Annotated in this window: 18 protein-coding genes and 2 tRNA genes; 9 read left to right on the top strand and 11 right to left on the bottom strand. The window is 39.3% G+C overall.

The window, feature by feature from the left end; translation table 11 throughout:
- Nucleotides 1-28: 28 nt before the first annotated feature.
- On the bottom strand, nucleotides 29-1,474 hold the full coding sequence (locus SNE_RS06585) for a hypothetical protein (RefSeq protein WP_013943599.1): 1,446 nt from the start codon (nucleotides 1,472-1,474) through the stop codon (nucleotides 29-31).
- Nucleotides 1,475-1,894: 420 nt separating this feature from the next.
- Here SNE_RS06585 and leuS point away from each other — a divergent pair, with 420 nt between their 5' ends.
- The 6 genes from leuS to SNE_RS06555 all read left to right on the top strand — a co-directional run bounded on the left by leuS (nucleotide 1,895) and on the right by SNE_RS06555 (nucleotide 8,442).
- The gene (leuS, locus tag SNE_RS06580; RefSeq protein WP_013943598.1) at nucleotides 1,895-4,477 is read left to right on the top strand and encodes a leucine--tRNA ligase; all 2,583 of its coding nucleotides are present in this window, start codon (nucleotides 1,895-1,897) and stop codon (nucleotides 4,475-4,477) included.
- Nucleotides 4,474-5,766 carry a 3-deoxy-D-manno-octulosonic acid transferase gene (locus SNE_RS06575; protein ID WP_013943597.1) on the top strand — a complete coding sequence of 431 codons (1,293 nt, stop codon included), beginning with the start codon at nucleotides 4,474-4,476 and terminating at the stop codon, nucleotides 5,764-5,766. Before leuS ends, SNE_RS06575 begins: the two co-directional genes overlap by 4 nt.
- 38 nt (nucleotides 5,767-5,804) lie before the next feature.
- A tRNA-Met gene (locus SNE_RS06570) sits at nucleotides 5,805-5,877 on the top strand.
- 9 nt (nucleotides 5,878-5,886) lie between these two features.
- Nucleotides 5,887-5,959 (top strand) — tRNA-Met (locus SNE_RS06565).
- 361 nt (nucleotides 5,960-6,320) lie between these two features.
- Nucleotides 6,321-7,424, top strand: coding sequence for a tyrosine-type recombinase/integrase (locus SNE_RS06560; RefSeq protein WP_158307218.1), 1,104 nt, complete (start codon nucleotides 6,321-6,323; stop codon nucleotides 7,422-7,424).
- Entirely contained in the window at nucleotides 7,414-8,442 is a 1,029-nt protein-coding gene (locus SNE_RS06555; RefSeq protein WP_013943595.1) for a hypothetical protein, read from the top strand. The genes SNE_RS06560 and SNE_RS06555 overlap by 11 nt, the downstream gene beginning before the upstream one ends.
- 25 nt (nucleotides 8,443-8,467) lie before the next feature.
- On the opposite strand, the gene SNE_RS06550 is transcribed toward SNE_RS06555, so the two are convergent.
- A complete protein-coding gene (locus SNE_RS06550) occupies nucleotides 8,468-8,791 on the bottom strand; it encodes a hypothetical protein (protein WP_013943594.1) in 324 nt (107 codons plus the stop codon).
- Nucleotides 8,770-9,147: a hypothetical protein gene (locus SNE_RS06545; RefSeq protein ID WP_013943593.1), complete on the bottom strand. Its 378-nt coding sequence runs from the start codon at nucleotides 9,145-9,147 to the stop codon at nucleotides 8,770-8,772. The genes SNE_RS06550 and SNE_RS06545 overlap by 22 nt, the downstream gene beginning before the upstream one ends.
- 247 nt (nucleotides 9,148-9,394) lie before the next feature.
- Here SNE_RS06545 and SNE_RS06540 point away from each other — a divergent pair, with 247 nt between their 5' ends.
- The 3 genes from SNE_RS06540 (at nucleotide 9,395) to SNE_RS06530 (ending at nucleotide 10,604) form a co-directional block, all read left to right on the top strand.
- Nucleotides 9,395-9,751, top strand: coding sequence for a transposase (locus SNE_RS06540; protein WP_013943592.1), 357 nt, complete (start codon nucleotides 9,395-9,397; stop codon nucleotides 9,749-9,751).
- On the top strand, nucleotides 9,702-10,208 hold the full coding sequence (locus SNE_RS06535; RefSeq protein WP_079891495.1) for a transposase: 507 nt from the start codon (nucleotides 9,702-9,704) through the stop codon (nucleotides 10,206-10,208). The genes SNE_RS06540 and SNE_RS06535 overlap by 50 nt, the downstream gene beginning before the upstream one ends.
- 105 nt (nucleotides 10,209-10,313) lie before the next feature.
- The gene (locus tag SNE_RS06530; RefSeq protein ID WP_013943590.1) at nucleotides 10,314-10,604 is read left to right on the top strand and encodes a hypothetical protein; all 291 of its coding nucleotides are present in this window, start codon (nucleotides 10,314-10,316) and stop codon (nucleotides 10,602-10,604) included.
- 121 nt (nucleotides 10,605-10,725) lie between these two features.
- Here the strand turns inward: SNE_RS06530 and SNE_RS06525 are convergent, their stop codons facing one another.
- The 8 genes from SNE_RS06525 to SNE_RS06485 all read right to left on the bottom strand — a co-directional run bounded on the left by SNE_RS06525 (nucleotide 10,726) and on the right by SNE_RS06485 (nucleotide 18,707).
- Entirely contained in the window at nucleotides 10,726-11,697 is a 972-nt protein-coding gene (locus SNE_RS06525; protein WP_013943589.1) for a toprim domain-containing protein, read from the bottom strand.
- 226 nt (nucleotides 11,698-11,923) lie between these two features.
- The gene (locus SNE_RS06520; protein WP_013943588.1) at nucleotides 11,924-13,453 is read right to left on the bottom strand and encodes a YfjI family protein; all 1,530 of its coding nucleotides are present in this window, start codon (nucleotides 13,451-13,453) and stop codon (nucleotides 11,924-11,926) included.
- A 55-nt stretch (nucleotides 13,454-13,508) separates the two neighbouring features.
- Nucleotides 13,509-13,754 (bottom strand): hypothetical protein, encoded by a 246-nt coding sequence (locus SNE_RS06515; protein ID WP_013943587.1) that lies wholly within the window; start codon nucleotides 13,752-13,754, stop codon nucleotides 13,509-13,511.
- Nucleotides 13,755-14,787: 1,033 nt separating this feature from the next.
- Nucleotides 14,788-15,525: a hypothetical protein gene (locus SNE_RS06505; protein ID WP_013943583.1), complete on the bottom strand. Its 738-nt coding sequence runs from the start codon at nucleotides 15,523-15,525 to the stop codon at nucleotides 14,788-14,790.
- 112 nt (nucleotides 15,526-15,637) lie between these two features.
- On the bottom strand, nucleotides 15,638-16,843 hold the full coding sequence (locus SNE_RS06500) for a hypothetical protein (RefSeq protein ID WP_013943582.1): 1,206 nt from the start codon (nucleotides 16,841-16,843) through the stop codon (nucleotides 15,638-15,640).
- A 152-nt stretch (nucleotides 16,844-16,995) separates the two neighbouring features.
- The gene (locus SNE_RS06495; RefSeq protein WP_013943581.1) at nucleotides 16,996-17,175 is read right to left on the bottom strand and encodes a hypothetical protein; all 180 of its coding nucleotides are present in this window, start codon (nucleotides 17,173-17,175) and stop codon (nucleotides 16,996-16,998) included.
- 61 nt (nucleotides 17,176-17,236) lie between these two features.
- Nucleotides 17,237-17,971, bottom strand: coding sequence for a polysaccharide deacetylase family protein (locus tag SNE_RS06490; protein WP_013943580.1), 735 nt, complete (start codon nucleotides 17,969-17,971; stop codon nucleotides 17,237-17,239).
- Nucleotides 17,931-18,707 (bottom strand): glycosyltransferase family 2 protein, encoded by a 777-nt coding sequence (locus tag SNE_RS06485; RefSeq protein ID WP_013943579.1) that lies wholly within the window; start codon nucleotides 18,705-18,707, stop codon nucleotides 17,931-17,933. Before SNE_RS06485 ends, SNE_RS06490 begins: the two co-directional genes overlap by 41 nt.
- Nucleotides 18,708-18,777: the final 70 nt, after the last annotated feature.

Raw genomic sequence — 18,777 nt, 5'->3', positions numbered from 1 at the left:
CTATACATACTGAGCGAAAGGAAAGAGATCAACCAAACATCGATTGTCCGAGAGGGGTGATCTGCAAGCAGGGCTTGCCTTCATACATCCCTGTTGAGATGATTCCACCTTCAAAAAGCCAATCAAAAATGACTTTTTGAATCAGGTGGGTTTCGTCTGCAGAGTAATCGGGAAGGGTGTATTTCCAATAGCGTCCGGTTTTTTTGAGAACCATCTTGCTATTTTCACTGATGGGGGCAATGATTCCACGAAGGAAATCTTCGAGGAATACCCAACCCGAATCGATAATGCGACTGACTGTTTTTTCAATTTCATGAATGTTGCGTTCTGTGCAGATTTCTTGAGGAAACTCTGAGAACGGATAACGATTGACTGTCATTTTATAGGTATTAAGGGCTCTCTTTTCGATAGGGAGAGTGAGCCATTCTGATGTGTCTTCAGCAGGAACAAGTTGGCTTTTTTCGATAGATGCGAGCTTGAGAAAAAGAAGTTTTTGGATCACCCGATTGGTATAATTTTTGAAGAACTCTTCATTTTCTTCAGTTTTGAGATCGAATCCACCACACTCTTTAGCAATGATTGATAGGAGTTTTTTATCAGGAATCCACCGCTCTTTGCTATCGAGTTTCACGAAAAAAGGATGTGTGTTAGCGAGTGCTAGCAAAGTCGACATGTCTTCAACAAATGAAAAATCATTTGGACGTGTACGCTTGATGTGGTTTTTCTGTTCGATTTCTTGAGGTTTGCTTTCTTTTAAGAAGCTGAGATAGTCTTTCCATTCTTGGAAAAGAGTGACGACTTCTACCCATTCATCGCCGCTTTTTTCGTAAACAAGGCAGCAAACAAAGTTAAACTCTAGATAGAGCATCTTTTCTTCGAACTCTTCATCAGAAAGTTCATACTTTTTACGAAGATCTTCCGAATAAATTTTATAAGAGGGGGAGAGAAACAGATCATTTACAATGTTACTCAGCTTTTCATCTCCAAAGTTTAGCTCAGCCAAATATCTCTGGAATGTCTGAGGCGTGTGAAGATATTTTTCGATCAGAGAGTGAAAAATATTATTCGATGTACGAGGAATGGGGTACCAATTTGGGAGAATATGGATAGGTACTTTTTTAAGGAGGGCCTGTAAAAACTCCATTCCTGGTGTAAAATTTTCTTCAAATTTCACGATCTGGGTTTCAAAATATTTCCTCATCTCTTTATCGACTGTGACGGTATCTTCTTCAATTTTAAAGAGATTTGTCTCGGAGAACTTGGTTAAGGTTTCAAGAATTTCTTGACCTGTTTTCCCAAGTTGCTTAGCTAACTTGCTGATAGCGAACTGCGTAGGACTGAAAATAATTTCTTCAAGGATTTCTAAATCTCCGGGGGTAAGGTGAGACAATAGGAGGCGGTTTTGGATATCTTTACGGTAGTCGTAGTCTTCTAGATTAATTTTATTCTTTCTGTATACGTGGGTTTCAACCATCTAAATTCTCTTTTTTTCCTAAATAAAGATTTTCATCCTATCTCACTCAATAATATATGACGTCCTATTATTTATTGCAAGTATTAGCCAAAATTGTTTTCTAAATTTATGATTATTTATCAGTTTATTTCTCATGTGATTCAACTAGAATCTTTACAATATCTTTATATTTGAACGCAACACTAAAATTGCTTTATAGGCATGACTTAACAGATATTAGAGGGTGTCTACAAAGTCATTCCACTCTGAATAGAGCCATCTTTTTCCCTATGCAAAACTTTTTGCACTCCAAAGCATTTACCTAGGAAAAATCTTTGATCTCATCAGAGAATGTACATTATAGACACTCTCTTAAGCAGGGAGCTTGAGCTAATTTTTTTTTCATGATATGATCAAACTATTTTAAGATATGTGAATTGAATGAGCCAAGAAAAATACAACCACATCGAAGTCGAACGAAAGTGGCAAACGTACTGGAAAGAAAATCAACTTTTTAAAGCGAAAGTCGACCCCTCAAAGCCCAAGTATTACATCTTAGATATGTTTCCTTACCCTTCTGGTGCAGGACTTCATGTCGGACACGTCACTGGATATACAGCAACCGATATTCTAGCGCGCTATAAGCGGCAAAAAGGATACAACGTCTTGCATCCGATGGGGTGGGATAGTTTTGGGTTACAAGCTGAGCAGTATGCCGTGCGGACAGGTACACATCCTAAAATCACGACAGAAAAAAACATCAATACTTACCGCAGACAACTTCAATCTCTTGGGTTTAGCTATGATTGGGACCGTGAGTTTGCAACAAGCGACCCAGACTACTACAAATGGACTCAATGGATTTTCAGTAAACTTTATGAGCAAGGGCTTGCTTATGAAGCAGAAATCCTAGTGAACTACTGCCCAGCTCTTGGAACAGTTTTGGCAAATGAAGAGGTCGAAAACGGGAAATCACGCGAAGGAGGGTACCCTGTTGAACGACGTCCTCTCCGTCAATGGATCTTAAAAATCACTGCCTATGCAGAACGTCTACTTGCTGATTTAGAAACATTGGATTGGCCCGAATATTTGAAAATTCTTCAAAGGAATTGGATTGGGAAAAGTGAAGGAGCCGAAGTTGTTTTTTTAGAGAATGAATCCAAACAACCAATCACCGTCTTCACAACTCGGCACGACACCCTATTTGGAACGACCTTTTTAGTTCTTTCTCCAGAACATCCCCTTGTAAATAAAATTACAACTGATGATCAGAAAGAAGATGTCGAAGCGTATCAGCAAAAGACTACAGCAAAAAGTGATATGGAGCGGACCGATCTAAACAAAGAAAAGTCAGGTGTTTGGACAGGCGCTTATGCAAGAAACCCGATCAACAATGAACTCATTCCCATCTGGATTGCAGACTATGTTTTGATGGGATACGGTACTGGGGCTGTCATGGCCGTTCCAGGAGGGGATGAACGGGACTTTGAATTTGCCAAGAAGTTTGGTCTCAAAATCATTCCTCCGTACGATCCTCTTTTAAAAGATTATTTAGACGACCTCCCAGCCGATATGGCAGAAGAAGATTTTCGCTTAGAAATTTTAGCTGGAAATCGGTGCTGGACAAAAGGTGGGGTAGTGATCAATGGAAAGAGCGAATTATTCGACATCAACGGTCTTGAAATAGAAGCTGCAAAAAACAAAGTTGCCGATTGGCTTGAAACGCATAAATGTGGAAGACGGACAACAACCTATAAATTACGTGACTGGCTCTTTTCAAGGCAAAGATACTGGGGTGAGCCCTTTCCGATTCTCCATTTAGAAGATGGAACCAAGCGTCTCCTCGATTTAGATGAACTTCCACTCGTTCTTCCCGAACTGACCGATTATAAACCCCAAGGCGAAGGACGCACACCGCTTGAAAATGTTCCAGAATGGGTTGAAATAACAGATCCGAAAACAGGAAAAAAAGCCCTTCGTGAAACAAACACCATGCCACAGTGGGCCGGCTCCTGCTGGTACTATCTCCGATTTTGCGATCCCCACAATGAAAATGCAGCATGGGGAGAAAAAGAAGAAAAATATTGGATGCCTGTTGATATGTATGTTGGAGGTGTCGAACACGCTGTGCTTCATCTACTGTATGCACGATTTTGGCATAAAGTTCTCTATGATTTAGACCTTGTTTCAACAACCGAGCCCTTTCAAACTCTCCGGAACCAAGGGCTTGTTACGGCAAGAGCCTTTAAGCGCCTTGGAGGAGGGTATGTCGATGCTCATCATGTGATGAAGAAAGGAGACGAATATTTCGAAGAAGGAGGAGACGAAAAACTGCTCTCACTCGTTGAAAAAATGTCTAAATCGAAGCTCAATGGAGTGACACCTGACGAAATAGTCCAAGAACTCGGTGCTGATAGCCTGCGACTCTATGAAATGTTCATGGGCCCCTTTGATAAGGAAAAGCTCTGGAATAGCGAAGCCATCAGCGGCTGCCGCCGCTTTCTCGACCGGTTTTTTCAACTTGTTACCTCTGATAAAGTCATAGGTAAAGAAGAAGGAGAGGGGATGAAACTCGCTCATATTCTTGTAAAAGGGGTTGAAAATGACATTGAATCGATGCTTTACAATACGGCAATTTCCAAAATGATGGAGTTTGTCAATGCCTTCGTCAAACTCGATTCCTATCCGAAAAAAGCACTACAAATGGCCGTGCAAGCGCTTAGTCCATTTGCACCTCACTTGGCAGAAGAGTGTTGGGAGATTTTAGGAAAGGAGCCTGGCTCATTGACCTTTGAACCCTATCCTCAAGCAGATCCGAAGTACTTAGAAGAAGCCTCTGCTGTTTATGTTGTCCAAATCAATGGTAAATTTCGTGGAAAATGGGAACTACCGAAAGGGCAATCTCAAGATGAGCTTCTCGAATTTGTCAAAGGAGAAGAAAAAATTGCAAAACATCTTCAAGGAGAGATTATGAAAGTGATCTTTGTTCCAGACAAACTCATCAATCTTGTTGTTAAGCCATGAAATTTCTCCTTTCTTTAGTTTATGACTGCGCTCTTTTTGTACTTATGCTCGGTTTTTTTCCAAGACTTCTGTGGCAAACAGTTAGGCATGGGAAATATCGGAAGAGTTTTCTTTCTCGTCTGCAGAGAAAAGGGCCTTGTCCTACATCAAAGAGAGGGGTTATTTGGCTTCACGCCGTTTCAGTTGGAGAAGTCAAAGCTCTCTCCACATTAACGCCCCATATTCGAAAAACTTGCCCAGGTGCTTTTTTACTTGTTTCAACATTGACTGAAACCGGGCAAGATGAGGCCAAACGCCTCATTAAAGAGGCTGATGCTTTTTGCTATTTACCTCTTGATTTTTCCTGGATTGTTCGTCGTTTTGTCAAGAGGCTTAATCCCGATCTCTTGATCTTAGTTGAAGGAGATTTTTGGCTTAACCTTCTCAAAGAAGTGAAAAAAGGTGGGGGCTCAGTTGTCTTGGTGAATGGAAAGATCTCGGAAAAGTCGCTCAAACGGTACCTTTTCTTGAAATCCTTTGGCCAAGAACTCTTTCAGAAAGTTGATCTCTTTTGCGTTCAAAGCGAAGAGTACATGAAGCGGTTTTTAAAGCTAGGAGTGACACCTGAAAAACTGACTGTGATTGGCAATTTGAAATATGATATCCCTGCGCCGGAGCCAACAGACGCCGAACTTGCAGAGTGGAGAGAAAAATTAGGAATCGAGCCGTCTGATCTTGTCCTCACTATGGGTTCGACTCACGAGCAGGAAGAAGAGCTTCTCTTAAACGCTCTAAAGCCTATCTGGAACAAATATGACAACCTGAAGCTGCTTGTTGTCCCAAGACATCCTGAACGGTTTAGAACAGTCGAAAAATTGATTGAAGATGAAGGAACTCAATTTGCTTGTTATTCTGCCCTTTCAAAGCGGAAAGGGAATGAAAAAATCATTCTCATTGATGAAATGGGAGTCCTGCCCAAGTGTTACCGAATTTCTAACTTGTCGATTGTTGGTGGAAGCTTTGTCGAAGGAATAGGAGGGCATGACATTTTTGAACCCGCAAAAATGGGGATTCCAGTTCTTTTTGGCCCTCATATGCACAAACAGGTTGAACTTTCTCAAAATCTCATCCAATCTGGCGTTGGGAAACAAATTCCCATCGATGAGCTCACTGCTATTTTAGAAAAATATTTATCGCATCCATCCTCCATGAAAGAAGATGGAGAAAAGGGAAAGCAGTTTGCTCAAAAAGTCATGGGTTCTGCTTTCCGAACGTGGAAGGCGATAGAAAGATATGCAACTTCTTCTTGAGTTGAATTCCAAACATTGCTAACATACATGCTAATTGCCGCGGGGTGGAGCAGTGGTTAGCTCGTTGGGCTCATAACCCAAAGGTCGGAGGTTCGAGTCCTCCCCCCGCTAATTTCTTCGGGCGGCATAGCTCAGTTGGTAGAGCAGCGGAATCATAATCCGTTGGTCCTTGGTTCGAGTCCGAGTGCCGCTACTCTTTGTAACTTCCTTACTTACATAAATTTACTTCCAGTTTTACTACTATCATCAACTCAAAGATGAACATTATGTCAGAAGTTTTGTCAGAGTTGAACTTTTTTTTCGCTTCGATTGATCAATTAGATCTAGTGTTAGTGAAATAGTGACATTGAATTATTTCAAAAAATGCTAACTTTCAGACCTAAATTCTGACAAAAACCCTGACATGATCTAATCTTTAAACTTTAAAACATGCTCTTAAGTGTGTGAGAAATGGTTTTTAGCCCTATTGTGAATCGGATTGTATATCCGCGACTTGTAGGAAAACCGTTTAATCGATATCATTTTATTTCACTTTGGACTGAATCAGGATGAAAATGATGTCAACACAAGGACACCTAAGAAAAAGGGTAAATAAATCTGGCAAAGCTCGTTATCAGATGATCGTTGAGGTTTGGAAGCAAGGAAAGAAACTTTACAAGGCAAAGACGTTTTCTACAGAGAAGGAGGCTCGTAAATGGGCTAGTCAGGCCTACTACGAGATTGAAAAAGGAATTCTTGATCAGGAAGGACTGAAGCGTAGAATTTTTCGCGATGCAGCAAATAAGTATGTCGAAGAAGTTCTTCCTCATAAGCCAAAAAATGCTAGGAATGTCAAGCAACACCTTGAGTGGTGGTCAAAGCAAATTGGGCATCTCGACATCAAGGAGGTTAAGCCCAGCATTGTTGCCAAGTACCGTGATCTACTGCTAAAGGAACAAATTCGACCAGATAAACAACGCTCTCCAGCAACTGTAGTGCGTTATCTTAGCTCTCTTTCAGCTCTTTTTGAAGCTGCAATAAAAGAATGGCATTGGATCGAAAAAAATCCAGTACGTCAAATCCGTAAGCCATCAGTTTCTAACTCTCGAACTCGTTTTCTTTCCATGGAAGAATGTCAAAGACTTATTGCAGCATGTAAAGAGAGCAAAAATCCCTATCTCTACTCAGTAGTTGTAATAGCTCTTTCTACCGGAATGAGAAAGGGGGAGATTCTCAATCTTAGATGGCAAGATATCGACTTTGAAAAAAGACTCATCACTCTCGAAGAAACAAAAAACGGAAAGGTTAGGTACGTTCCTATTGTCAAGGTAGCTCTGCAAGTTCTTCAGTCTTTATTTGAAGAAGACTGTGTGAGTGACTTCTCCTACAATATCTTTCCCAGTCTTAATGTAAATCGACAGCTTGATATCAGAACTGCTTGGCGTTTTGCCTTGAAAAGAGCTGCGATTTCAGACTTTACTTTTCATTCACTTAGGCATAGTTGTGCCAGTTTTTTAGCGCAAAGCGGAGCCACTCAAAGAGATATAGCAGAAATTTTAGGTCACTCTGATTTACGTATGACATTTAGATATAGTCATTTAAGCGCGAAATATCTTGAAGAAACTCTTGAGCGAGCTAGTGAACAGTTTATCGAGAAAGGGCTTCAGGGTGAAATGTAGAGAAGAATTGCTGACGATTCGAAGGGAAAGACAGGAAGAACTACATGAATATTCGTCGATTCTTTCGGCATTCTCGTTTGATTCTAAAAATCTTCTTAGAAGACGTTATAATCTGCTCACTTTAGAACTTCCCCACAAAACTGATACTCTATCTGTAAATGAAGCTTGGGTTTCAGATTATTTGTTGAGGGAGTTTGAAAACTCTTCTGAGAGATCATTAAGCGAAAAAGAAAAGTTTAATAGAAAAGTACGGAATCGTTTTCCTGAAAGAGATCAAAAGAATTATAAAAATGAAGAAAATCTCTACCAGCAGAGGTGTTGGATAAATAAATTTGAAAGCTTAGACCTAAAAATTGAGAATATTTCTTACGATTCTGATGGAAGAGCTACTAGAGAACTAAAAACAATTTCTGATGATGACATGGAGAGTTCTATCGTCCGAAAAGAAGTGATAAAAGAGTTCATTAAAGGTTGTCGAAAAGAAGGGTCTAAAAGAGTACAAACATCTCTATGTAAGCAATTTTTAAAACGTGAGTCTCGGAGTAACAAGGTTTTTGTACAAGAGGCAGACATTGTAGCGGCTATAAAGTTTGGGAGAGTTTGCTGCTCATCAGAAATGGCTAAGTTATATGAGTACCTTGAAAATCGCTGTTTGTTGAAAGGAAAAGAGGAATACTACAAAAATCTCTGTGAAACTCGGCTATTGCTATATGTTCCGAAGGGTATACCTACTTTAAAAACAATCAAACTTTCTGACATAGATATTAGATCAAAAGTTATCAAAGTTGGGGATGAAGTGTATTCTGTTCCTGAAACATTCATTAGACTAGCTAAATCTTTGTATCGGCCAACTCAATTTATTTTCAAAAGTACAAATGACCAGATATTTAAGTTAGTAGCCCGCGCCGTAAAGAAAGCAGATTTACTTAAAGATATAACACCTAAACTGATAAGACAATGCTTGTCGCATGTTTACTTTGAGAATGGTTTGAACCTAGACCTTCTACCTAGAAGATAGGGGCCTATGACTAATAGATCGAATATCAACAAGGTTTCACAAACCTTTTATAGCTGAGAACCATACTTCGATTTTCTTTATTTCGTATACTCCATTGTTCCCTGATATTTTTATTTGTGATGCCTGTAAGGAAACGATCCTCAACGATATAATCTTTAAAGTCTTGTAGAAAGATGACTTTTGTGTTTTTGGAGATGGGATTTGGGTATTGATCTAGAGCTTTTGCACACATCATTACAAACAACTCATCATCATCGTAGTAGGGAATACTAAAAGTGATCAGGTTTCGTTGCTTAGCTTGAGTGGATAGTTTCTTTTCGATGCTACTTAATCTTTTTGCTGCTCGCATACCATTTCCTCAATTGTTTTAATGCGCTCTTCTATTTCTATGAGCTCTTGAGCTTTGATAGCTTTGTCAATGATGTCATTTGCGGCGCTACGTCTTATCTTTTCATCGTCAGAGTCAAGTAGGGCTGTAAGAACGTTAACAGCTCTTGTAGTACTACATTTGATTCCATCTAAAGCTTCGCGAAAGACCTCATTGCGGTGGGTTTTAAGAACTTTTTTGAACTTCTCTTCTTTAAGAAGGCCCCAAAGTTTGGCTACAGAGATTTTAGAAGCTTTTGCAGCTTGAGCTACAGAAGTTGTTTGAATCAAAGCTAATATAGCTTTTTGCTGGTCTGGTTGTAAATCATCTAAATCCATCTAAAATCGTCCATTCTTTATCAAAACCAATCTTTTTTACCTATAATTGAGTTTGAAAAAAAACTAAAGTATAAAAAATTCTCTCTTGGTAGGGAGAAAACCTTTGAAAATGCGATAAAGAGTGCCATAGATTAGCTTTAAAGAGGATTTTTCTAAATTAATACCAATTTTTTGTATATGTGGTTTAAGAATCTATCCAACTAAAAAGTTAAATGCTATATTCTTTTAAAAAAATTTAGGAGATGACATGGCAGGATTTAAGTGTTTATCAGATGAACAATGGCAACTCATTGAAGGTCTTATGGACCATACTTTTCCTTTGGAGAGAGGAACTCCTCGAAGTGATCTACGCAAAACCTGGAATTCAATACTCTTTATCTTAACGAGAGGATGTCGTTGGGCGGATCTTCCGACAGATTCCTCTCTTTTTATCCCTCGTTCTACAGCTCACAAATGGTTAAAGCAATGGAGTGTTGAAGGAGTTTTTGATAAGGTGATGAGTGGGCTATTACAGATAGCAATAATGGAAGGAAAAGTTGATCTTTCTCAAGTAGCTGTGGACGGTTCTTTTTCCCCCCGCTCCAGGAGGAGGGGAAAAAGTTGATTATGGTTATAAAGGCAAGGGAGTTCTGCTTCACTTGCTTATCGATAAAAACGGCAATGCAATAGCCATTACAACTACCGATGCAAAGGGGGATGAAAAACAGGAAGTTAGCAGATTGCTTACACAGCTTCCATTAAAGTCACTCAAAGGGCGAGTAGTTGTTCTTGAGGCAGACAAAGGTTATGATGCAGGCTGGTTACGTCAGTTTTTGTTAAACATGGGAATATTTCCTCTAATTCCCTATCGGAAAATCAAAGGAAGATGGGCGCCAGAAATTAACGAAGTTACCCATTTCTTCAAATTGAGCCCACAACGCTGGAAGGTAGAACGAGCTTTTGCTTGGTTAAAAAGACGTTGTCGTCGGCTATTGATGCGATGGGAGCGTTTATTCGTGATATGGAATGGATTGGTAATATTGGGGGTAGTTTATACTTGGATAAAAAATTTAGTTGGATAGGTTCAAGTTAAAAATGTATCTTAAAATCTTTTAATGTTTTTAATTTTCTCTTCTCTTTGATAAAATACTCTCTCATTTTTTCAAAAATTAAAACAGGAGAAGAAAATGTCAGTTTCGCTAGGAAGTGGTGATGTTGTAACAATGGAAGATGCTGTTATTGCTTTGGACATATTTGAAAGAGAAGCAAATCAAACACGTGGTAACATTCTAAACTATTATGCTGCTATTGGAGTCGGGACGATGAATAACTCATATGTTAATGATATGAGAGCTACTCAAGAAAGAGTAAGGGCTGCTGCAAATCAAGTTCTAACCACCTGTAGATTTCAGAATCAAAATGTTAGAAATTATGTTGCGATTAGACTCCAACGTATTGCGCAAATATTCAACCCTTAAGTACTAGCTGAATAGAGCTGGGAGAAAGAAAGTGTTTTAATATTTTTGATATTAGAGTTCTGCCAGCTTTTTTCTCACATATGTGATTCAAATCTTGATTCAGAGATGTGATTATTTGAGATTAGTTAGAACTACATTTTGAAATCCATTTTTTTAAGTCTATATTATGCTTCACGAAAGCTTCCTCAGGACTTTTCCCCAAAGGAACTGGGTGGGGAATGAGCTTTGTAAAACCGGACTTCCATTTGGGATAGACCTTTTTGCCAGCCTCGTCGAAATCAAGAGCGAACAAGATTTTTTGCTTTCGTTTTAGCCAAAAGTAGGTTTGCATATCGGGGCGGTGGGAGCATCCTCCTAAGGCTACGCAACAACAATATTCCCAAGCTTCTTGCTGTATAAGCATAGCATCAAATTCTGACTCAACTAAGACCACTATATCGTGATTTGTGTTACCAAAAATGCCTGACCAGTTACTAGCTCCCCCTGGAACATAATAATATTTGCCTTTGGTGCAAGAGTCTTTAATTTTTCTAATTTTTAGCCGAAAGGGGAATCCGTCATTTCCAAAAAGGGGAATAATATATCCTTCAGGCAACCAAATAGTGTTGCTTTCAAAGCTTTTGATTTCGCATCCTGCTCCAAGGAATCCCAGTAAGTTCTGTGTGATTGTAGCGTCAGTTAAACCTCTCTTATAAAGGCCTTGGAGAGCTATAGGGTCATCTATCAGTCGTTGATGGGTGTGTTCTATCAGCGTTGCCATTTTTCTTTTCCAAGAAAGCTTTGGAGCGATTGCTGGTTCTGTATAATAAGGGGAAGGGTACTTTTGAAAAGTTCTGGATTTTAATATTAGATCTGAAAAGAGGCCTACTTTCTGTTTTGCTTCCGTCCAAGATAATCCCATGAAATCCTGGTAAAACTGAACTTCATCGCCTTTTCGATTACATCTTCGGCACCAATAGCGATTTTGACCTGCCCAAATTGTGAACCGGTCTTTGCCCCCACACTCAGGGCATTGTGAGTGGAATATCCCTCCACTTCTTGTAGATGCTTTTATGGGAGTTATTCCCAGATGGCTCATTAAATCGATAATCATATTTTCTCAAGAGGTATGTGCTAATGATGCGAAAGGTGCTAATTCATATCTTAATTGATTTATAATCAAAGAAATGAATCAAAATTCCAACGTGCTAATCGCATGCTAGTTTGATGCTAATCAGAACTTATTTAGCTTTTCATTCGCACCTTTTTAGCCTGAAGAGATTTGCTTTAATTATTTCATCTTAAAAGAGTTATGATATGATTTAGCATTTTTAGCACGGTTAGCGCGGTACTATATTGACCCTCCAGTATTGGCCTTCTTTAATAATTTGTTGGTGTGATTCGAGAATGCCAAGAATCTTCTTGGCTGTTGCAACATTACGAATATCTTTTGGCCCACCTCGTTGATAAACTTCCTGGAGACTAAAAAGTTTTTCTCCATCTGCTTTTAGAGCTTTCTTTTTCATCCAATTTAAAAGAGCTTGAGCTAACTCTAAATCTGGGTTTATAGATTCTAGTTCTGAAATTCGGCAGGCTTCATTCATGTAAAATTTAACAAGCTGAATTGCGTTAGACATGGTATCAGCGGAGATAGAGTTGGCATCAGGGTTTTCTATCAAAGTTAAAATTCCTGCGATGCGCAAAGCTTGCTCTGGGGCTTTGTTTGCCATTCTGCGAATGGAATAAAGAGTTCCATCCTTAACTAGCTCTGAATCAGTTTCATCATGAAAGACTACCCATAATTTTTTAGCTTCAGGCTTTAAATAAATGGGGCATGGTTTAAGTTCATTAGGTATTTTGTCAGATGCAAGAGGGAAAGGGTTATTTAGGAGCTGATTAACATGATTATAATAAGCCCGGATTGTCTCATCTGACGAAATATCTATTTCAGCATAAGCTCGATCGCCAGCGTTGGAATTAGGGAAACAAGTTAAACATCTAGCAAATAGCCCTTGCTCCATCATTACATTGCTCTTGAGAACTCTGGAGAGCACAACTTCTTGCATCATGAGATGAGTGGAAAAACGTCTGCCATAGAGATTGAAATTGTCATCTGAGCTTCGAATCCTAGAAATATTTCGCCCATCCCAAAGAGATGAGAGACCACATGCAGTTTTAAGCTCATTCTCCGGGTTCATACCATGGCCTCCAAGCATACGTCCTCCTTCATCTGAAAATAAGCCGATGCTAGGTTGTCCAATTGCCAAGAGTTTTACAAGTCCTTCATATGTGGGTTCTTCTAGGAGTAAATGGGGTAGAAGAGGTGGTTCTGGCTCTTTTCCAAGCTGGGAAAGTTCGTGCTCAATTTCTTTCTGATTACCTTCCATTCTTAGAATGCTGCTTCTCCGCTTTTTCCACATGTCTAAGCGATTTTTGAACTCTTCATTTTGAATTTCATAGTTTTGGAACATCGTTCTTTCATAATTACGAACAGGTTCAAGCGCGATTTTTTCTACAGCACTTTTTCTCGAGCCACTTTCTGCAACACTAAGAAGAAAAAGAGAAAGAGGGTGTACTCTCCCATCAATATGTATATCTCCATGAGCTTGTGCTAAAAGAGCTCCAACAGAAAGAAGGCTTGTTCCACAAATTGAGTCTGGGGCTTTTATGATTTCATGAAGACGTTTTGCTGGCGGGCCCAAAATTTTGCCTAATGCTTTAAATGGGTAGGGTTGACATGGGGAGAGTTCCCTTTTAAGTGGAAGAGGAATATTGCTTTTTGGTTCATGCAATTTTACGAGTTCATTTTGCCGATCAAGAAATTCCTCATCAATGACAGTATTTCGAGATTTTGGTAATATAGCTTTCATAATTTGTCCTTTTATTTAGGAGCCTATCTTGTGTTAGAAGATAGGCTCATTTGTTTTATTTCCAGCCGTAAGCCTGATTTTTTAAAAATGTATTTCTGCCGACAAGAGTTTGTGTTAGTCCCTTGCACGCCTTCATTAGTTCCTCCTTCGTTTGAGGAACTGGATCGAGAGTTTCAACTTTTTCTGCTTCTAGACAAAAATCGTTGATAAAGTTTCTCTCATTGCTTACATTGAAGGTAGTTTCAATTTCTAGTTGATATGCCCCCTTATTGGCTTTGGGGGCTTTTTTTATATGTGTCATGAAGTTCTCCTTAGAGTTGGTTGGCTTTCCAGCCATTTATGAAATTTCTCGACGTTTATATAGAACCTTCCATTGATCATACTAAGAAATTCAGAGGCTCCATTTTCTTCTCTTCGCGCAATCAGGTTGCGCATTGTACCGAGAGATGGATAGGGGTAATGCTTGTTCCATTGGCTTAGTCGAATAATTGTTGGTTTGTTTGTACTTACTATTTCTGTCATGGTTTCTCCATATTGTTTGTTAATAATATGAGAAGGCTCCTTTGGCCTTCTAACACCCCATTTCAAACCAGTTTTGATTTTTCGTCTTGAGGAACTAAGGGTTTTACTCTTTTTCCTGACTCGTGAAATTCGCCATAAATCATCATAATTAACGGACTATCAACTGTTTTAGTTTGTATTTTGATAGTGTTGGAAGGGGGGGAGTGTCAGGATTTTTGTCAGAGTAAGATCTAATTTAAAAGAGTTTGATTCAAAAAGATCTCGAAAGGGGATTTTAGAACCTAGAAGCTGTGCCACATCGGATTAAGCTGTAAGAAATCCTGGCATATTTTAAGCCTTCCCCATCATAATCCGTTGGTCCTTGGTTCGAGTCCGAGTGCCGCTATGTTTGAGCGGTATTATCAATGATGCTGCACTGCCTCAGGTCTTCTAATAAAATCTTTCTTGTTTTCTTTCTTAGACAACTTGCATTGGGTTGGCTATATCGGGCGCCTAGAATATTTCTCATAACAAAATCTGCTTTAACTTGTTTAAATGAATAATAACCTGAACTCTGGGTTTATTTTGCTTAGTCTCAAGAGAGAGCTCTCTTAAATTCTTGGTATTTTTGGCTTTGGAAGTGCTAAACGGTATCTCCAAGAGCCTCCGATGGCCCTATAAAAAAGTGGAGGGGCATATATCCCTTCCATACCCACCATATTTCCTTTGAGATGCGACGTTCCTTGAGGTTTGAGCTAGACGCGCGTGTAATTGATATCGAGGTTAACGTAAAAATCTGTCACGAAATATTATTTGACGACACCATCTAGGTTTTAAGATAAAGTTTGAAGAGGAGACTCTACAATATCTAGAACACTGACTAAAACGTAATTGAGTTCAATCTGCAAGGTGTGTTGTAGTTCATACAACTCCTTGAAGACTTGCACTCCCAGTTCAGCTTCTTCAAGGGTATTTCCACTCACTTTTTCCAGCTGGTTGTAGAGATTGTCCAGGTATGTTTTTCTCTCATCGAGTAATGTTTGACGAAAGGCTTTATCTTTAATCGAAACTCTTTTTCCATCAATAAAGATAGAGCTTCGAGCTCCCAATACCTCTTTAAAAGATCCAAGGAATTTTTCTATGAGTTCATTTTTGGGAATTTCAGATTTGTTTCCTTTTAAGACGTCTAACTTTTCGCTATAGTATTCAAAAGCAAACATAGAATCTAGGAAACTCAAGTACATTTTGCACATTTCACCTGCGATTTCATCTGACTTTTCTTTAACATGCGATTGAATTTGAGCTGCAACAGGGTGAAATTCTAAAAGGGTACGAACATCGCTTCTCGCATAGTGAATGAGACCTAAAGCGGCGCTGATACTTTTCAGGCATTTATCGAGAAACGAGTCATCGTCTTGATAGGGCGGTTCATTTAGAAATAAAGGGCTACAATTGCGAAGAATTGGCTCAACATTGAGTATAGGGGTATATGGAGCTTTTTCTGTATGATCTTGAATGAGGGTTTGTGCTTCTCGAGGAATCAACCTCATTGGGTTTGTAACAGAGGGCATTTCTCCACCTTTCTTTTTATATATATTATAAATTTTGTTGTACTTAAAAACAAGTAAACAAAAAATTTACAATATATTAAAAATTTTAATATGCAAAAGTGGATTTTATTAATTAGCCTACTGCTGCTTCTTCAATGCGAGACATACGGACGAGGTACCCATTTTCTTGCATCATTTTGTAAGCTTCTTCAGAAGTGATAGAACGGACATCGCTGTCATTCCGTTTTTCCCAAGAGTCAGGGCCGGTTCTCACAAGTGAAATGTAGTGTCCACTTGTTAAGGTTGTGCCGAAATGAATGACAACGCTCTCAACTTGGTAGACACCATGTTTAACAACATTGCCTTTATCATCGTGAAAAGGAACTCTGATCTTTTGATCAAATCCTTTGATTTCTGTTGTGACTTTTTGACCTGTCCCACTATATGCAAATCTTGGCATCTGAACTGTGAGAGATAATGGAACACTCACATCCACGTTTGTAGAGCTGTAGTATAGGTTCTTTTTTGCTCTGACCTCTTTCCCTTCATTGTCTGAAGCTTTGACGCCAGTTTCAACTTTAAACATTCCGTCGATGGTCTTTTGTAAAGTTGGATCAGTCCCGATTGGGTTTGTAATGATGATTTGATGAATACCGCCTGTTGAATGGCTCGTCTCCTCAGGCTTTACTAATTTGCTGCGCTCTTCAAAAGAAATTTGTCCGTGCTTGTCGGCATCAAGAGCTTCATAGGTGAGCACTAAAAACTCATGGGCATCTTCTTGTTGATTCATAGGTCTCAAACTTGAGCTTTTTAACACATCAGAAGTCCAGACTTGCGTGAGAAGTTTGGTAATCTGAGTTTGGTCTGGAGATTCTTTCGAGTACTCATCTTTTAAAGCTTTTAAGTTGCCTTGAAATGCTTTTCGAGCTTCAAATTTCTCACTTGGCTCAGATTTCCGTTGCTCAAGAGGTGTTGTCAGTAGAGGGTCGATGTCTGGATTTGAAAGAACAAAGGTCTGAAGCGTTGAGTTACCCCAGCAAGTGTTTCCGAGGTTTCTTAATCCGGTCTTTTCGCTCGGCTTAATCACTTCGCCCATGAATAATTTCATTTCTGCATTGATAGTGATTGTTCTTATCTTCAAGTTGGGAACAGAGGCATTTTTTTCAGCGAAATGTTGTTTAGCAATGTCATTAATTAGAGCAGAATCACCGATATTATTCTCTTGGTGTGAGACTTTAAGGTTATTGAGGGTCGACTCAGAAGGACGATCTAAATAATCATTAATCGCTTGATTATAAGAAAGTTGCTGTTCAGTAAGTCCGTATGTATTAGAAGTCATTGTTTTTTCCCCAATTTTTTGCCTCTTTAATTATTATTATAATATATTTTTAATTTTATTTAAATAATTATTATAATTTTACAAAAGGTTGAAAATCAGTTGTTTAATGAGTAAAACCTGTCTAAGTAATTGAATCTATGGTGGTTGTATTTTTATTCTTCTTTGGGTAAATGAGGTGGGTGACTCCGACTACCGATGATCATAGATCCATGGTCATCGTAGAGATGGTTGTGAGATTTGATATATTCTTGAAGCTCTTTGAGCCGCTTTTCTCTTGTTTGATTTGTGATTCCCTCTTCTTCGGTTTCTGCGATCAGTTCCTCGTACTGCATGTTGACCTCCGAATCATCAAGAACTTTTCACTTTAGTCTTAAGTCAGAAATTATGTGAAGTTTATTTTTTGCGGAGGGTGTTAAAAAGGTATCGTAGTAGGTATTTGATCCGTTTAGAGGGGTGAAATGGGGCTTTGGGGTGAGCTGCGGCATCGGCATTGATTCTGTAGATGAGTTGATTCCTGTTTTGCCAATTGAAGTTAATGGCGTTGCCAATACGCATGATGTAGGAATAATGCTTTTTTGCTAGAAAGTGGACTGCTGTATTGAATTTTCCATAGGGGTAGACGAAAGTTGTAATCTGTGTGTTTAGCATTTTTTCGAGAAGGGTTTTAGAGCTGCATAATTCGTGCTCAGGATCGACTCTTTCGTCTGTTAAAGGAACGTGATTGACCGAATGAGAAGCGATATGAACGAGTCCAGAGTTGTGCATCTCCTCTAATTCGCTCCATGTACAATAGGCAGGAGAGGGGAGAGGGGGGTGATCACTCTGAAGGGTTTCGATCTTTTCTAGCCGCATTTCAGTAGAAAGAGTTGTTTGATCAGGGATGTAAGCGGTTGGAACGGAGAGAACGGCTTTGAGCTCGAAGGTTTTTAAGAGGGGGAAAATGTAGTGATAAAAATCAAAGGTTGCGTCGTCAAAAGTAAGGCATAGGACATCTTCTTTTCCAAGGGGGTCACCGGGGTGAAGGGTATTATAGCTTTCTTGGATCCAAGAAAAGTGCTCTTTAAAGAAGGAGAGTGGGTTCGCGTACTTACCGTTTCCGACGCGGTGATAAAGTAGAGAGAGTAGCATCTGAAAGGTTCAACTCTTCAAGTTTTAGATATTTGTAAAATGTCGTTTGTGCGTTGTAATTTGAGATGATGAATCCTTCACGTCCATCTAAAAACCCTTTTTGGAGAAAGTAAGACTTAAAAAATGTATAGGAGCTTTTTAAAAGGGCTTTAAGGAGAGAAGAAGACTTTTTTTGTCTATTTTGCTGTGCATAGAGAGACGAGTAATTTTCCATTTTCTTCAAGAAGTCTGAAATTGAGCGATAAGAATAGTGTTTAACGGCATGGGTTAGCTTTACTTCTTTTAGACCTTTTGTGAGGATCTTTTCATGAACGTAATCATCGGAAAACTGGGTTGCTGTTTTGTTATAAAGGCGAATGTGTCTGTCGGGAAACCAGCCGCAACCTCGAATGTGCTTCCCATTGAAATAATTGTGAAAGGGAAAGGAGTACACGCAGTCAGGCTTGAGGTTCAGAGCAAGGATTTCCTTTGAGAGTTCGTCTGACAAAACTTCATCGCTATCGAGTGAGAGAATCCAGTCGCTTGTCGCGTGCTCTGCAGCTAGATTGTGGAGTGGGCCAAACCCTTCGAAAGGAGCTTCAAACACTTTAACATTGGAAAAGGTCTGAGCAATATCCAGCGTCAGATCCGTCGACCCTGTATCGAGGACGATGACTTCGTTAAACCCTTCTAGAGCCTTGAGACAGGTCGAAAGGGTCTCTTCTGAGTTTTTGGTCAGAATTGTAGCTGAGATCACGAAAAAACTCCTTCACGCAAAGGGAATAGGTATAACGTTTTTCCTCTTTTTTCTCTATTTTAAATACTTA

This window comes from Simkania negevensis Z, from assembly GCF_000237205.1.
In the GTDB taxonomy this organism is placed as follows: domain Bacteria; phylum Chlamydiota; class Chlamydiia; order Chlamydiales; family Simkaniaceae; genus Simkania; species Simkania negevensis.
The sequence above is the reverse complement of the archived record's forward strand: the minus strand, read 5'-3'. Positions and strand labels throughout refer to the sequence as shown.

Bases quoted from the DNA above. Each gene is read 5' to 3' on its own strand.
- SNE_RS06575 (WP_013943597.1), top strand. From the start codon at position 4,474: ATGAAATTTCTCCTTTCTTTAGTTTATGACTGCGCTCTTTTTGTACTT.
- SNE_RS06490 (WP_013943580.1), bottom strand. From the start codon at position 17,971: ATGCTACTCTCTCTACTTTATCACCGCGTCGGAAACGGTAAGTACGCG.
- SNE_RS06525 (WP_013943589.1), bottom strand. From the start codon at position 11,697: ATGATTATCGATTTAATGAGCCATCTGGGAATAACTCCCATAAAAGCA.
- SNE_RS06520 (WP_013943588.1), bottom strand. From the start codon at position 13,453: ATGAAAGCTATATTACCAAAATCTCGAAATACTGTCATTGATGAGGAA.
- SNE_RS06500 (WP_013943582.1), bottom strand. From the start codon at position 16,843: ATGACTTCTAATACATACGGACTTACTGAACAGCAACTTTCTTATAAT.
- SNE_RS06550 (WP_013943594.1), bottom strand. From the start codon at position 8,791: ATGCGAGCAGCAAAAAGATTAAGTAGCATCGAAAAGAAACTATCCACT.
- SNE_RS06495 (WP_013943581.1), bottom strand. From the start codon at position 17,175: ATGCAGTACGAGGAACTGATCGCAGAAACCGAAGAAGAGGGAATCACA.
- SNE_RS06545 (WP_013943593.1), bottom strand. From the start codon at position 9,147: ATGGATTTAGATGATTTACAACCAGACCAGCAAAAAGCTATATTAGCT.
- SNE_RS06540 (WP_013943592.1), top strand. From the start codon at position 9,395: ATGGCAGGATTTAAGTGTTTATCAGATGAACAATGGCAACTCATTGAA.
- SNE_RS06585 (WP_013943599.1), bottom strand. From the start codon at position 1,474: ATGGTTGAAACCCACGTATACAGAAAGAATAAAATTAATCTAGAAGAC.
- SNE_RS06515 (WP_013943587.1), bottom strand. From the start codon at position 13,754: ATGACACATATAAAAAAAGCCCCCAAAGCCAATAAGGGGGCATATCAA.
- SNE_RS06560 (WP_158307218.1), top strand. From the start codon at position 6,321: ATGATGTCAACACAAGGACACCTAAGAAAAAGGGTAAATAAATCTGGC.
- SNE_RS06505 (WP_013943583.1), bottom strand. From the start codon at position 15,525: ATGCCCTCTGTTACAAACCCAATGAGGTTGATTCCTCGAGAAGCACAA.
- leuS (WP_013943598.1), top strand. From the start codon at position 1,895: ATGAGCCAAGAAAAATACAACCACATCGAAGTCGAACGAAAGTGGCAA.
- SNE_RS06530 (WP_013943590.1), top strand. From the start codon at position 10,314: ATGTCAGTTTCGCTAGGAAGTGGTGATGTTGTAACAATGGAAGATGCT.